The organism is Porphyromonas gulae DSM 15663 (assembly GCF_000378065.1).
GTDB classification, from domain to species: domain Bacteria; phylum Bacteroidota; class Bacteroidia; order Bacteroidales; family Porphyromonadaceae; genus Porphyromonas; species Porphyromonas gulae.
Genome location: NZ_KB899149.1, coordinates 66750 through 81943, shown reverse-complemented (window position 1 = coordinate 81943; position 15194 = coordinate 66750). Strand labels below are relative to the sequence as shown.

The window sequence follows — 15194 nt, the reverse complement described above, 5'->3', positions numbered from 1 at the left end:
GTTCTTTCCGTAACCTAATTATTATCCTATGGCTTATTTTTTTAAGAATTTGGTATTCGAAGGGGGCGGCGTGAAAGGCATCGCCTATATCGGTGCACTCGAAGTGCTGCAGGAAGAAAAGATTTTCCCCAAGATCAAACGAGTAGCCGGCACATCGGCCGGTGCCATCATGGCTGTACTCATCGGACTGGGTTATACACCGGGTGAGGTGAAAGAGATAATGTGGTGTCTCAATTTCAAGAACTTCATGGACGATTCATGGGGTATCATTCAGGATACGAAACGGTTGATAGAGAAGTTCGGTTGGTACAAAGGTGATTTCTTCCGCAATTGGATTGGCGATCTGATCAAGGCCAAAACGGGCAATAGCGAATCCACTTTTGCTGATCTGGCTGCGATGAAAGGAGAAAAGAAATTTCTCGACATTTCTCTCATCGGCACCAATCTTTCTACAGGCTTCTCAGAGATCTTTTCGGCAGAACATACTCCTCGCATCTGTATAGCCGATGCGGCACGTATTTCCATGTCCATTCCACTGTTTTTCGCTGCTAAGCGCAACTTCCGAAACGATGTATATGTGGATGGGGGTATGCTGAACAACTATCCCGTCAAGGTGTTCGATCGTACCAAGTATGTAACCAAGAACTTTACTCGAACGGACTACTATGAACCTATCAATAGGAAGCTGGAGGAACGCCCCAGGAAGATTGCCGATTACGTATACAACAAGGAGACATTGGGCTTCCGACTCGACAGCAAAGAGAAGATAGCCTTCTTCAGGGACAATGCTGAACCTCCTCATCGAGACATCGACAGCTTCTTCGACTATACCGTGTCGCTATTCGGCACCCTGCTCTCTGCTCAGGACGATGTACACCTGCACAGTGACGACTGGCAACGCACTATTTACATCGATACGCTGGGAGTAAAGACTACGGATTTTGCCATCAGCGATGCTCAGAAGAAAGCTTTGCTGGAATCCGGCCGCTCTTATACTCAATCATATCTGGAGTGGTACAATAACAGCGAAGAAAAAGCCAACAAATAAATCGGCAGGAATGGATACGACCCCTACAGCCTTCTCTATTATTATCCCCGTTTATAATCGTCCCGACGAAGTACGGGAGCTACTGGAGAGCCTGCTTATACAGACGAATAGCGACTTCGAAGTGATCATCGTCGAAGACGGTTCGTCAGTGTGCTGTGACAAAGAAGTGGATCGTTTCAGAGATCTTCTCCGAATACAGTATGTAAGAGTGCCTAATGGAGGGCCGGCTTCTGCACGCAACATTGGTGCACGAATGGCGGTGGGGGAATATCTGCTGATATTGGATTCCGATTTAGTATTGCCGAGCGGCTATATAGCCGCAGTAAAAAAAGGAATCGAGCAGACACAAGCAGATGCTTTCGGTGGCCCTGATGCAGCTGCAGAAGGATTCTCACCCGTACAGAAAGCCATTAACTATGCGATGACCTCTTTCTTCACCACCGGAGGTATTCGTGGAGGAAGTGGAGTACGACTGGACAAATTCTATCCTCGCAGCTTCAATTTGGGCTGCAAACGCTCGGTCTATCAGCAACTCGGTGGTTTTTCGGAAGAGATGCGCTTCGGTGAGGACATCGATTTCAGTCTGCGTCTTTTCAAGGCCGGATACAAGGTATGCCTGTTTCCGGAAGCCTTTGTATTCCACAAACGGAGGATCGACTTCAAGAAGTTCTTCCGTCAGGTGTACAACTCCGGTATTGCGCGTATCCATTTGCAGAGACGCCATCCCGGGAGTATGAAACCCGTGCACATGCTGCCGGCCCTCTTTACGCTGGGCTGTGCAATACTGGTGATCGGCCTGTTCTTTTGTCCATGGTCATTGCTTCCTTTGTTGCTTTTGGCACTGCTGTTCTTGCTGGATGCCTGGCATACCAATCGCTCCCTACGCATAGCCATTCTTGCCGTACCGGCCTCTTTCGTGCAGCTATGGGGATATGGTAGCGGATTTCTGATTGCTTGCTGGAGATGCTATGTATTGGGACACCGAGAGTTCAGAGCCTTCGACAAAACCTTTTACGACTAATCCTCTCTTTTAATATCAATTTTAACACCAATGCTTACGAAATTAAAATCACTACTACTTGGCTGCTCATTCGCATGTGTCGGATTCTCATGCTCCTACCACCCCATGCTGACGAACGGTGACGATATGGAACAACTGCCGGATTCGGGTTATATCTCATTGGATTTGCGATCCAATCTGCATCTCTCCCGAGAGGGCGGTACACATGATCCGCTTCGGTCTATTCGTCGCATTACCTTCTTGTTCTTTCATGAGACTGATTCAAAACTATTGCTAAGTCGAACCGTTGAGCCGACAAGTGACCTCTCTTTCGATCTCAAAATTCCCAAACAGAACTATCGTCTGGCAGTCTTGGTCAATAGTGGTACTTCCTATGCAGCTATTATTCCGGAAATACTATCAGCTACAACAGCCATTCAAGCTACGAATCAGACGCTTTTGGAGTCGTTCGCCGCTTATGAGAGCGGTAGCGTTACATCCGGGGCAGAACATTCCGTTACCATGGCCAACGATCAGGGGTTAATCAAATTGCTGTCTACTCAGATTGTGGACAAAAAGAGCCAACTTTCGGAGGTATCGCGATTGTCCGTAAAAGTGGAACCGTGTCTGGCACGTGTATTGGTAGTAGGAAAACCGACAATATCGGGCGGAGAGTACACCGGCGATTTGTCCCGCTATGTCATCGATGTAGTACCACAAAGGATATATCCCTTGCGCCATTTGGCCAAACTTTCGACCGGTGCCGATGAAGAGTATGGAGATAATTCGCCTCTTGCTGACCGTTATGCCTCAAGCTGGGCAGAGGAATCGATAGCCGCCGGTATAGCATACAACAACATCTATGGGTATGCCAAGGCAGAAATGTTTGACAATCCTGTGGCAGCAGCTAAGATGCAGGAGAAAAAGGCGGACTTCAATCTGAATCAAGCAGCGATCTACACAAAAGAATCGACCGTAGGCCCTAAAAACTACTTTACAGCTTACGTGCCGAGAGTAGTCTTGCGTGCAAAGTACGTTCCTAATGGTATCCCAGGCGTGAAGCCGGATGAAGGCTGGATCGAGTTTCAAGGTAGAAAGATGAGCTTGGAACAGTTCAAAAAATATGTGGACAATCCGACTTCTGCCGGTACGGCTCTGGCTGACAGCATCAAGAAGGCGAAAGCTGACGATTCACTGGTATATACGGGTGGGTTCGTCAGTCATGGAATACAGTTCTATTACAAATCGCAGAACTATTATGTCATCCCCATTCGCCATTTCGATGACGAGAAAGCTCCTAACAAAGATTCCTACGGGCGTTTCGGCCTCGTACGAAACAATGAGTATGTCCTCTCTGTAAAGTCCATTACAGGAGCCGGTTCGCCGATTGTACCGCCTGTTTCGACTACCGAAGCTGTCGAAAAGGATGGTTATCTACCTACATCCATCACCGTCAATCAGACAACCGGGCACGAACAGGATGTAGATCTGTAAGGAGGATCCGAGAAAACGAGCAACTCTCCTTACCTCCTTTCTGAGCCGATAGCCTTCAGCGAGCGGGTCTGTCTTATCACACGGCATGGATTGCCATAGGCCAGCATACCTGCCGGAATATCGTGCGTGACCACACTTCCCGCTCCTATGACGGCTCTGTCTCCTATGCTTACACCCGGCAGGATGCAGGCATGGGCACCTATCCATACATCATTACCGATCTCTATGGGAAAGGCTGACTCCAAGCCTTCGCGACGAGAGTCTATATCCATCGGATGTGTGGCCGTATAGATACCCACATTAGGGCCTATCAGCACATGGTTACCGATCGTTACACGGGTGCAGTCGAGAATGACGAGATTCATATTGGCAAAACAGTCGTCGCCTATACTGATATTATAGCCGTAGTCGCAGAAAAAAGGACTAAGGATAAGGGTCCGCTGCCCGAGATGGGCGAAGAGATCGCTCAAGATAGCCTTTCGCTCCGATAAATTCGAAGGAGACATTCCGTTGAAGAGGAATAGCTGCTCTTTGCAGTGCAGCAATTCGGCTTTCATCTCAGGATCAGAACCGGGATTATAGAGTAGGCCAAGGGCTGCTTTTTCTTTTTCTGTCATGGTTGGGGATGCGACGGGGCAGTCAAGCCCGGATTAGCAGTAGATCAGCGTAAGCATACTATCAGGATCCAGCACTTCGGCCGCAATCTCACGGAGCCGATCAGAGGTAATGGCATCGATACGATGGAAGATAACCGAAAGGGGATCGTATTTGCCATAGAGAAGCATACTCTTGCCCAGTGAAAGGAATGTGGACTCCTTATTGTCAGCGGACACGATGAGCTGCCCTTTGAACTGTCGCTTGGCGGATTCAAGCTCTATCGGAGAAAGAGGGTGTTCGATTAAATAGCACAATTCTTTTCTGACAAGCTCCATGGCTGCTTCCGCATGCCGGGGAGCACAGCCGAGGTAGATATTGAAGATTCCCGTATCGGAATAGGGAGTGTAATTGCTCTCTACGTTATAGACATAGCCATGCTCTTCACGCAGTGAGAGATTGAGTCGGGAGTTCATACCCGGCCCTCCGAGGATATTATTAAGCAGACTTAGCGGAATGCGTCTGTCGTCGTGGAGCGAATAGGCCGGACCGCCCATGAGGATGTGATGCTGGTAGGTATCCTTGTGCCGTCTGATGGTACGCGGCAGAAAACCGTCCCTGAGGGTATGGAGAGGAGTGCCATCGGTATTATGGATGGAGACTTTCTCTGCCGGACTAAGAGGCAAATCGGACAAGTCTGCTTCTCCGGCCAGGAAGAAGATCATATTGTCCGGCCGGTAGTAGCGATGGAGGAAGTTACGACCTATTTGTCCTGTGATGCGTGATACAGAAGCCTCTGTGCCGAGAATGTTATGTCCGAGAGGATGATGGCGGAAAAGGATATTCTCGAATTCGTCGAATATGAGTTCAGAGGGATTGTCTCGATAAGAATTGATTTCGTCGATAATAACGGTTTTCTCTTTGGTCAATTCTTCTTCCGGGAATCGGCTATGCCGTACAATATCGAAAAGGAGATTGGTGGCACGGTTGAAGTGCGCTTTCGGAAAGATGCAGTACACATAGGTGGATTCTTTCTCGGTGAAAGCATTAAGCTCGGCACCGACCTCTTCCATGCGACGAATGATCTGAAGGCTATTGCGCAGGCTGGTGCCTTTGAAAAGCATGTGTTCTGTCAGATGCGCCAATCCATGGTGCCGCGAACTTTCGTGGCGTGTGCCGACGGCTATGGCAAAGCCGGCATAAGTAACTTCGCCGGCATGCGGTTTATGTACCACATGCAAACCGCTCGGCAGCGTGTATAGTTGATAATCCATTTATAAATTCGGAATATCTGTTACATAGTGCCCTTCCGGCTATCATGCTTTCTGGGCTTTTCTCAATGTTTTAGCTTAATTGCATTTTGCTTAGCCACCCTTCCATTTCCAAATCGAATAAGATTTAGGGCAAAGAAAGTGCCGTAAAAGCATAATATGCAAAATTAAATAAATACTTTTGCAGCGCAATTTATTGAGCATGAAGGCAGAAATACACAATCGAACCATCTCCGAAATACTGGCACATGAAGCCGAAGCCATCCGTGCCATCCCTGCAGACAACGACTATAAGGCGGCTATCGACCTCATTGTTCGGCAGGTGCATGGCTCTAACGGTCGGCTGATTACTTCGGGTATGGGCAAGGCCGGACAGATTGCTGCCAACATAGCCACGACTTTCAGTTCCACCGGTACCCCCGCATACTTCCTTCATCCGAGCGAAGCCCAGCATGGCGATTTGGGTTTGGTGCGCAGCGGTGATATTATGCTTCTGATCAGCAATTCGGGGCGAACGCGCGAAGTACTGGAGTTGGTAGAACTGACCAAACGCTTGGTTCCCGATACGAAATTCATCCTCATTACAGGTAACCCCGAGAGCCGGCTTGCGGCAGAGGTGGATGTATGCCTGGCCACCGGTAATCCGGCCGAAGTATGTCCTTTGGGAATGACTCCGACTACCAGTACGACGGTGATGACGGTGATCGGCGATGTCCTGGTCGTAGGTACGATGCAGGAGATCGGTTTCGGTTTCGAGGATTACGCACGTCGCCATCATGGCGGTTATCTTGGCGACAGAAGTCGCGAAATATGTGGGCGATAGACTATCGGCCACACATTATTCAATCCATTTCTTTCCTTTTTCGGAATTATTAGGACGGAAAGGTCCCTCGGAAGGTTATGCACAGAAAGAGAGTTGTTGGTGTGCAATGCCGGCCGTCGGCCATACTAACATCTCACTCAAAACAGAATGAAAACATTTGAAGAATTAGGCATTGCCAAACCGTTTTTGAAGGCAATTGCCGAATTGGGCTTCGAACAGCCCATGCCTGTGCAGGAAGAAGTAATACCTTATCTCCTTGGAGAGGACATCGACCTGATCGCTTTGGCACAGACCGGCACAGGCAAGACTGCCGCTTTCGGCCTTCCTCTGCTCCAGAAGATAGATTTGTCGGGAGGACGACCGCAGGCTTTGGTACTCTGCCCGACTCGCGAACTGTGCCTCCAGATCGCTGACGACTTGAACAGCTATTCCAAGTATTTGTCCGATGTGCATATCCTGCCCGTTTACGGAGGTACGCCTATCGATGCTCAGGTCAGAGCCTTGCGCCGTGGTGTGCAAATCGTCGTGGCAACGCCCGGCCGTCTCCTCGACCTGATGCGCCGCGAGGCCGTCAGTCTGTCGGAAATTCATACACTGGTCTTGGATGAAGCGGATGAAATGCTCAATATGGGCTTTGCAGAAGATCTGGAGCAAATCCTCGCAGATATTCCATCCGAACGCCATCTGTTGCTATTTTCGGCTACGATGCCCAAAGAGATCTCCAAGATCGCAGCTTCGTACATGAAGAATCCGAAGGAAATCGTCATTGGCAATAAGAATGAGGGCAATGCCAATATCAAGCATCTATATTATATGGTATCGGCACGTCACAAATATCTCGCACTAAAGCGAATTGCCGACTACTATCCCAATATCTATGGCATTGTATTCTGCCGCACTCGCAAGGAAACGCAGGAGATCGCCGATCAACTGATTCAGGACGGCTATAATGCAGATTCTCTTCATGGCGATCTCAGTCAGGCTCAGCGCGACTACGTGATGCAGAAATTTCGCGTCCGCAATCTCCAACTGCTCGTTGCCACCGATGTGGCTGCCCGCGGATTGGATGTGAACGACCTGACCCATGTGATTCACTTTGGCCTTCCCGATGATGTAGAGAGCTACACCCATCGTAGCGGTCGTACGGCCCGTGCAGGAAAAACAGGTCTTTCGATCGCCATCTGCCACGTCAAGGAGAAAGGCAAAATCAAGAATATAGAGCGCACGATGCAGAAGCAGATCGAACGTGCACGCATCCCTTCCGGAGCGGAGATATGCGAAAAGCAGCTGTTCAATCTGGCTGACCGTATAGAACGTGTGGATATAGAGAACACGGCGGCTATCGACTCTGTCCTGAACGAAGTGAACAAGAAGCTCGAATGGATCGAGAAAGACGAATTGATTCGTCGGGTAATGGCGTTGGAGTTCAATCGTATGCTCGACTATTACCGACGTGCCGAAGATGTGGAAGAGGTGACCGAGAGGAAAAAAGACGGGGCTTCGGCAGATCGCAAAAACCGAAAACGAGGTGCCGGCGAAGCAGAAGAAGGTATGACTCGTCTGTTCATCAACTTTGGAAAGATGGATCAAATGTTTCCCAACCGACTGATCGAGCTGATCAACCGTTGTATCCCGGGGCGTGTCAATATCGGACGGATCGACCTGATGCCCCGATTCGCTTTCTTCGATGTAGACGAGTTCGAAGCCAAGAATGTAGTAGAAACCCTCAATCGGTACGAAGTGGATGGTCGCCGCATCCATGTAGAGTATGCGGATGCCAAGAAAGACTATGCCGGAGGGAAAAAAGGCGGAGATAAGAACTTTTCCGCTCGTCGCAAAGATTTGGACGGGCGACGTAGCGAAAATCCCACTTCACGCAAAAACAAAGGACGCAAAGAGAAACTGACGGAAGGACGTTTCTACGACAAATTCGACACCAAGCAGCGCAAGCGTCGGAAGTAAAAAACGGCGCAGAGCTGCTATTCGAAAATAAACAGTCGGGCTGCGTGCGACGGCAGAACGATTCGTTCCAAGTCGCTCGGCGATACATAAGCAGCTTGCGATACGTCCCACGCAGATGATGAGTCAGGGCGCGGAGCGATGCTCGTTGTCGTTGGGCTTTCTCCTGCATTCACAACCAAGACAGCCGTTCCTTTCGTCAGCTGACGCGTCCACAGGTGTGTAGCGTCAGCACGGCGTTCCTCCTCGATATTACGAAAAGAAGCATCCTGATCGATAGCAATCAGATCGGGGTGCGTCAGCAGTGCTACCGCCTCTGCCGATAGGGAACGCGGATCGGCTGCAAAGACCAGCGGAGCACGCATCATCGCCCACATTTGCATTTGCGCATGGTACTCTTCCGCCGTACAGCCGTTGGAGGGGCTTCCTATCAATAGCAGATCCGGATCGGAGATCGCGCGGCCACGATTGGCATGCTGGGCGTAGCGCAAATTGATCATAGCTGCATCCCAAATACCATTGTCCCGCTTAGAATATCGACCGGCTTTCCACTTGTCTTGAATATCGAAAGAGGTACGCCAGCTACCGGCTCGCACCGTTATACCCCATGACCAAGGCATCAGCTCTCCCCACTCGCATACGGAGAAGAAAGGAGGGCGTTCCGTTGCTGCAAGTGCACGCCCCATGGCACCATAGCGTTGCTGTGCAACGATGGATATAGGAGGTGAGCAGCAGTAGTCGTACTTGATAAAATCCACACCCCACTCGGAGAATGTGGCGGCATCTATCACCTCTTTCTCAAAGCTGCCGCTCAAGCCATGCACATTAAACGGAGATGCATTGGAGGAAAGGCCGAGCCGCATACCCCGAAGATGCAGTTCATCGGCCAAATGCTTCATTCCTTGGGGAAAACGTGAAGGATCCGCCTTTATTCTCCCCTCGCTGTCGCGCACGGACGTCTGCCAATGGCTTTCTATGATGATATGGTTATATCCGGCGGCAACCAGTCCTTTGCTTTGCATAGCATCGGCCACCTCCAGAATGGTCTGTTCATTTATTTCTTTCTCTTTCAGCAAACGTGTACTCCAGCCCATAACCGGAGCCAATCCATTATACCGGCTTACTTCCACCTGCCAAATGCAACTGTCGGCTCCCGATTCGTTGGCTGCCGATATTTCAAATTCGAATACGACACGAGAAGAAGCCTTGCCGCGGATAATTCCTTCGTGGGAATCGAATGTAAATCCTTCGGGCAAACGCTTGATAGCCCAATGCGTGGGGCGCGATCCCAGATAGGGTATCTTGAAAGTCCATTCCCGATCCATAGGCCAGATAGATCGTGCGGGCAAGAGAATACGCGGACTGCCCTCTGTCGGACTCAGCGCATAGAGGGAGGGAAATACGAGGAAGAGAACCAGAAGAAAGCCGGTCAGTTTTCCGAACAGAAAGAAATCGCACCTTTTCATCAGCAGTGTACTATGGCCAATCCGCCCTGAGAGGTTTCCTTATACAGACTCGGCAAATCCTTGCCCGTCTGACGCATCACTTCCACGACCTGATCGAATGAAATACGGTGTCTGCCGTCGCTGAAGTTGGCATAGGTATTGGCATCCAAAGCTCGTGCTGCCGCAAAGGCGTTTCGCTCGATACAAGGCACCTGCACCAATCCGCACACAGGGTCGCAGGTCAGTCCGAGGTGATGCTCCAAAGCCATCTCTGCAGCATATTCGATTTGGGACAGAGTACCCCCGAATAGCTGGCTGCTGGCTGCCGCTCCCATGGCACAGGCTACGCCCACTTCACCCTGACAGCCGACTTCGGCTCCCGAAATAGAAGCATTGGTGCGTACCACATTGGCAAAAAGGCCGGCCGTAGCCAGTGCACGCAATATACGTTTGTCGCTGAACTCACGAGTCTGTTGGAGGTGGTGGAGTACCGCCGGCACAACGCCGCACGACCCGCATGTAGGAGCCGTCACGATCTTTCCCCCCGATGCATTCTGTTCGCTCACGGCCAAAGCATAGGCATATACATTGCCTCGGCTTCGTACACCCGGCGAATACCCTTGCGCACGAATCAGATAGCTGGCGGCCTTCCGGCGAACGCCCAGTCCGCCCGGCAGCACCCCCTCGGCATCAAGCCCCTCCTGGATGGCGTTTCGCATTACCGACCAGACCTCAGCCAAATAGTCCCATATATCGGGGTCTTCGTTTTCTTCCACATACTCCCAAAAGCTTAGGCCGCGTCTGTTCAGTTCGTCGAGAATATCTGTCATCTTGCTGAGCGGATACACCTCGCGGCCTCGCTGTTCGTTGAAGTGTTCGTTGGCCAAGACTCCGCCGCCGATACTATAGATGAGCCAGTCGTCGAGCTGCTTACCCTCTTTGTCGAAGCTCTCGAAGAGCATGCCGTTGGGGTGAAAACTTTGGAAGATCTCCGGTTTCCAAACGATCTCGGTCGGAGCCTGCGCTTCCAAGACGGCAAGGATAGCTGCATCCGTGAGGTGTCCTTTGCCTGTGGCAGCAAGGCTGCCGTATAGCGTAACGCGGAAAGAGGTCGCCTCGGGGTTCCGATAGAGAAACATCTCGGCAGCCCGACGCGGGCCGATCGTGTGGCTACTGCTCGGGCCGTAGCCGATGCGATATATTTGGGTTATCGATTCCATTGTATTTGTATTGTACTATGCTTCGAGGTGATGAAGAGTGATAATTTTTGAAAGAGCCAACGAAGGCCCGTCAGACGGATCCGTGTGTGTGGGTACTCAGTAATTGAGTCTGTAGGAGAATCCGATACGTGCGAAGACGTTATACATCCGGTAAGGAATAGCCTTGAAGTGTGTACCCGTCAGTGGAATCAGGCCGAATGTGACATCAGCAAACGCACCGATCTGTCGGGCGAAATAATAGTCGGCTCCTATTATGAAACCGAAATCCGCTCCCTTTATCTTGTCCGAGAAGTTCAGTTCGCGCAGATCCATCTGTGCCGTTCCCAGCTTGGGATCGTCATAGACCATCGTACCGTCGATGATCACACGGAAGAAACTCTCCAGCACCAGGGATGTATAGAGACCTCCGCGCAGCTTGAGTCTATCCTTGAGCATATTGTATTCCGCCTGTACGGGTATCGTCAGATAGCCCAGCCGTATCTCCGTATTGTTGTCACCGGTGAATAGTCCCGGATATTCTTCATCAGGATTGCCGGCATAAGGCGAGTCCGACACGATAGCTACTTTCATATATTTCACTCGTGTGGTAGCTTCCATGCCTTTTTTCTCTACGGCTATACCCACGTTCACAGCCCACGGACTGCCGGCACGCAGACGACGCGAAGCACCCAGTTGCACCATCGGATTCAGCCGCGGGTACCATGCGTAGACGTGCTCCATGGCTTTGGGTACGGGTACCGGTGTGGATGCTCCCACATGCATACCCACCCTGCCGGAAAACTCCCAGAGCGACGGCCGGGCAGAAGCGTTCGACTCCTGAGCCGACAGGATGAAAGAGAGGCTCCAAAAGCAAGCAATCAAAAGAAAATATCGTCGGATCATAACGTTTTATTCGGGTAAAGTAGTCAGCGTAAGGATTATTTCATCGACAAGCAGTTCGCTGTCCACGGAGCCGATATACTCGTCTCCACGCGATGAAGACGAAAAGACCAGAGCCAAGCGATACTGCTTGTTGGCCAAGTCCACGACTTTATTGCCAACGGATCGGAATGTGAGATCGAACGGCTGCCATCCATCCGTATCATCCGCTATCACTTTGGCAATGGATACGATAGACGGTGCCGCATAGAGGTTCTTGCCATTCAGGTAGGGCGTATCTTCAGTTACTTCATAGAATACGCCGGCGATCGTGCATTGGTCTTTGCCTTCCAGCACGGCATCCGGCCCTATGCTGCCATCGATGTATTTGCTTCCGGCCTTGTATCGATAGTAACCTCGCAACCGAATCGGACGCTGGCGGACTCTGTGCCCGAAGTAAGTGGCTTCCAGTGGGGCAGAGATCAGTTTCGACACATCGACCTTACCGGAGAAAAGCGATGCAGCCACCAGATAGCTACCCATGCCATATACCTTGATCCCGGGTCGGGTAAGCATCCGCACGCAACGACCCTGATAACCTTCGTCAGCGAGTGTGACGGGGTACGGCAGTGTGGGATTGGGCATAGCCTTGAATCCCTCATTGCTGGCAGAAGCCCAAAAAGAGGAGGAAAATCCCCCTTCTCCCAACGGCAGGGCAGGAGTTGTGTCCGACCACTTCTCGAAGGAAAAACGGACATCGAATACCGACTGTCCCTCCGGAGGAGTGGGCGAAGCCTCGTTGCCTCCGTTATTGAGTTCTTCTTTCAGCTTGTTTTGTTTATTCTTGATCGGATCGAATCCGTAACACCCCGACAGCAATGCTCCCAAAACGAATATGAGCGGTATGCCGATAGTCGAAAATCTTCGTTTCATTATGTGGTGATTCTTCTCCTCTACATCGGACGATGATTGCGCAGAGGAGGATATGATGCTTTGTTACTTCTTATTCTTTTTCTTCGATCTGCGAGCCATTCGCTCCTCGTATTCCCTGTTGAGGTCGCGCTTTTGCTTCTCCGCGGGCTTTACCTTTCGGATAGCTTCCGGTTTCTGATCGGCATACTGCTCACGGGTGACTACCCAGTCTTCGACCTGCTGCCAGTTCTTCCTGAGGGTAAACGATTGGCGGTAGTAGAACACCCATTCGGGCTGCTTTGTTGGGTAGTTGCCGGCATCCCAGCGACCGTTGCCATTCTCATCGAGAAACAGGCGCGCATAGTAGACATCGGGCTTGAGGTGCGGGAAGAGGACTTCTCCCCGTTCCGCTTTCTTTGTTGCCACGGGCTCTCCCCCCTTATTCAGCAGTTCCACTACGGCAGTACTGTCAGCCTCTCCCGACAGCTTCAGTAGCAGGCTGCTGAGGTCCTCCTCCGGAAGGAACGAAAACATCTGCTCCACAGGGGCGTTCCAGCGGTCGTACACGCTTCGCCAGACGGCCGAGTCGATCCGTATGCGGTAGCTTTGCCCCATCTGCCAGCCGGCATCGATGAAGAACTTCAGTGGATTGAGCGAATCGGGACGGAGCTTGAACGGGACATCGCGCCACAAGCTATCCGCTTGACGTGCTACGGAAACGCCTGCCGTATCCACGAGAGCCAACGGTTGGGACGCTATGATACTGATGGTATCGCCCGGAGTACCCGATGCTATGCTGCTACTATTCTTGATGGATATATTCATAAGAGGAGCAGAAGAGGCTGCTGCTTCGTCTTTCGGACGGCGTTGTACGGAGGGTTTCGGCTTGGCCATCCGCAGGGTGTCCGTCTGTGGTCGTGGAATGTTGAGCGAGTCGCTTTTGGGGTAAGTGACCGAAAAGGCCAAAGTGTCGCGGCTGTAGATTTCTTTATCCGTCAGCCAGTAGACGATCTCCGTCTCGCCTTTTCTGATAGCCGAATACCAGCTCTTTCCCTTTTGCTCTCCCAGCAGGTGCAGTGCCGGGATGGTGTCAGGTCTTGTATTGAACAGCAGGGATACTTGTACGGAATCGGGACGAGTTTTCTTCGATAGATATTCCCGACGGAAGTCGGACGTATAGAATCGGAGCAGAACGTTGTCGGGGCGGTATCGAACAGGCTGCTGCCGAAGCGATGTATCCGCAGTTGCCGATTCGGCACTCGTCTCGTTCGGAGAGGGCACTTTTTCTTTTTCCACCATTGCCGAATCCGCCGGTAGTCGTTTATCGGTATCGGTCGAGAGCGTATCGGAAGGGAAAGTCCCATCTATCACTTCGGTACGGTACCAATCCGGAGAGAAGGCGATGCCCTCGGACAGCTGGCTGTAGGCATAGTCGTGATCGGCATCCTGAAGCGCGAAGACTTTGTAGCGGCCGTCGCGAAGATTTTTCAGCGTAAAGGAACCGTCCTCTCCCGTCAGCGTGGTACGCAGAAAGGGAGTCTTCGTGAAAGCCGTATCCGCTTCCGATTCATGAATGCCGACCAAGATGCCTGCCACCGGCTCCAGCGTCAGAGCATCGATCACCCGACCGCCGATCTGCATCGAATCGAGCACATCGCCGGTGGAAAAAGCATAGCAGAAGTTTTCCAGGATATTTCCTTCGTTGTTGTCGGCCAAACCGTTTGTAAAGTCGATCGTATAGGTGGTGCTATCGCGAAGATTGTCGCGCAGCTCGATGGTCAGCATGCGGCCATAGACGGATATTTTCGGCTGTTTGATCTGTGGTGGCGAGACGATCACCGTCTCATTTTGTTTCAATATCTGGATAGCTTCATCGAATAGGAGGGAGATCTTATTGCCTGTTTGCTTCGTGCTACCCATCGCCGGCGTAGCCCTGAGCAAACGCGGGGGTGTCACATCATAAGGGCCACCCTCCGGCGTACCCATATTGGCACATGCCGAGAGCATCCACAAGCCTATAGCGACAGCTGCCACGACGGCAAGCTGCAATCGGCCGAAACGGTTCTTTCTCATAACCCCAAGAAATATAGGTGCTTTGGCCACAAAAATACTGTTTTTCGACCGATACTTCTCCCTCAGCCCAAAGCCGCCCTTGCGGCCTCCTCCGCTCCGACACGCCACAGGAAGAAGGAACAAAACCTCTTGCGCGGTTTTACTCCTTGACGAACAATACAAAAGCATTGCAGCCATCTCTCCTCGCTCTGCATTCTCGTCCGTGAAAACTATTGTTTGCCATTCCTAAAAACGTGGCGCGAGAAAAATTCCGCTCTCGCGCGAGATTTTTTCAAAACCCGAACCAAAACGAAAAAATTTTGGCGCGACTTTTTCAAGATTGCGGCGCGACTTTCCGGCGATTTCCGGCTCGAGATTTGTTATTCTTCTTTTGTCTACAATCTTTCTTATGGTGTATCTTTTGCTCCCTGCAAAGAACGCAAGACTGCTGTTTGTGAGATTTTTTCTCGTTTTTCTTGCTTTTCCGGGCTTGTTAGATAACTTTGCCCTCAAATAAT

The 15194-nt window shown here is 51.1% G+C and carries 13 protein-coding genes and 1 pseudogene; 6 read left to right on the top strand and 8 right to left on the bottom strand.

Features of this window, described 5'->3' with window-relative positions:
• Nucleotides 1-28 precede the first annotated feature (28 nt).
• From F452_RS0101580 to F452_RS0101570, 3 genes are read left to right on the top strand one after another with little or no spacing between them, the layout of a single operon-like run.
• Nucleotides 29-1048: a patatin-like phospholipase family protein gene (locus tag F452_RS0101580; protein WP_018964513.1), complete on the top strand. Its 1020-nt coding sequence runs from the start codon at nt 29-31 to the stop codon at nt 1046-1048.
• A 10-nt stretch (nt 1049-1058) separates the two neighbouring features.
• Nucleotides 1059-2069 carry a glycosyltransferase gene (locus F452_RS0101575; RefSeq protein ID WP_018964512.1) on the top strand — a complete coding sequence of 337 codons (1011 nt, stop codon included), beginning with the start codon at nt 1059-1061 and terminating at the stop codon, nt 2067-2069.
• Between the two features lie 30 nt (nt 2070-2099).
• Nucleotides 2100-3542 (top strand): PGN_1808 family fimbria major subunit, encoded by a 1443-nt coding sequence (locus F452_RS0101570; RefSeq protein WP_026292095.1) that lies wholly within the window; start codon nt 2100-2102, stop codon nt 3540-3542.
• 29 nt (nt 3543-3571) lie between these two features.
• Here F452_RS0101570 and F452_RS0101565 read toward each other — a convergent pair whose 3' ends face one another.
• Together F452_RS0101565 and F452_RS0101560 are read right to left on the bottom strand one after the other, a co-directional pair.
• A complete protein-coding gene (locus tag F452_RS0101565) occupies nt 3572-4159 on the bottom strand; it encodes a sugar O-acetyltransferase (RefSeq protein ID WP_018964510.1) in 588 nt (195 codons plus the stop codon).
• Nucleotides 4160-4192: 33 nt separating this feature from the next.
• Nucleotides 4193-5410: a M16 family metallopeptidase gene (locus F452_RS0101560; RefSeq protein ID WP_018964509.1), complete on the bottom strand. Its 1218-nt coding sequence runs from the start codon at nt 5408-5410 to the stop codon at nt 4193-4195.
• Between the two features lie 199 nt (nt 5411-5609).
• Between F452_RS0101560 and F452_RS0101555 the strand changes: the two genes are divergently transcribed.
• Complete coding sequence (locus tag F452_RS0101555) at nt 5610-6230, top strand: SIS domain-containing protein (RefSeq protein WP_018964508.1); 621 nt, start codon at nt 5610-5612, stop codon at nt 6228-6230.
• 147 nt (nt 6231-6377) lie between these two features.
• Nucleotides 6378-8192, top strand: coding sequence for a DEAD/DEAH box helicase (locus tag F452_RS0101550; RefSeq protein WP_018964507.1), 1815 nt, complete (start codon nt 6378-6380; stop codon nt 8190-8192).
• 17 nt (nt 8193-8209) lie between these two features.
• On the opposite strand, the gene F452_RS0101545 is transcribed toward F452_RS0101550, so the two are convergent.
• From F452_RS0101545 to F452_RS13190, 6 genes are all read right to left on the bottom strand, one after another.
• Nucleotides 8210-9655 carry a glycoside hydrolase family 27 protein gene (locus F452_RS0101545; RefSeq protein WP_018964506.1) on the bottom strand — a complete coding sequence of 482 codons (1446 nt, stop codon included), beginning with the start codon at nt 9653-9655 and terminating at the stop codon, nt 8210-8212.
• A complete protein-coding gene (locus tag F452_RS0101540) occupies nt 9655-10854 on the bottom strand; it encodes an L-serine ammonia-lyase (RefSeq protein ID WP_018964505.1) in 1200 nt (399 codons plus the stop codon). The genes F452_RS0101545 and F452_RS0101540 overlap by 1 nt, the downstream gene beginning before the upstream one ends.
• 96 nt (nt 10855-10950) lie before the next feature.
• The gene (locus F452_RS0101535; protein ID WP_018964504.1) at nt 10951-11736 is read right to left on the bottom strand and encodes a porin family protein; all 786 of its coding nucleotides are present in this window, start codon (nt 11734-11736) and stop codon (nt 10951-10953) included.
• 6 nt (nt 11737-11742) lie between these two features.
• The gene (locus F452_RS0101530) at nt 11743-12645 is read right to left on the bottom strand and encodes a PCMD domain-containing protein (RefSeq protein WP_018964503.1); all 903 of its coding nucleotides are present in this window, start codon (nt 12643-12645) and stop codon (nt 11743-11745) included.
• A 63-nt stretch (nt 12646-12708) separates the two neighbouring features.
• Nucleotides 12709-14697 (bottom strand): Ig-like domain-containing protein, encoded by a 1989-nt coding sequence (locus tag F452_RS0101525; protein WP_018964502.1) that lies wholly within the window; start codon nt 14695-14697, stop codon nt 12709-12711.
• Between the two features lie 209 nt (nt 14698-14906).
• Nucleotides 14907-14972: a DUF1661 domain-containing protein gene (locus F452_RS13190; RefSeq protein ID WP_230587194.1), complete on the bottom strand. Its 66-nt coding sequence runs from the start codon at nt 14970-14972 to the stop codon at nt 14907-14909.
• A 22-nt stretch (nt 14973-14994) separates the two neighbouring features.
• On the opposite strand from F452_RS13190, the pseudogene F452_RS13185 reads away from it, so the two are divergent.
• Nucleotides 14995-15177 (top strand): annotated as a pseudogene (locus F452_RS13185) (DUF1661 domain-containing protein); the annotation flags it as partial.
• Nucleotides 15178-15194 lie beyond the last annotated feature (17 nt).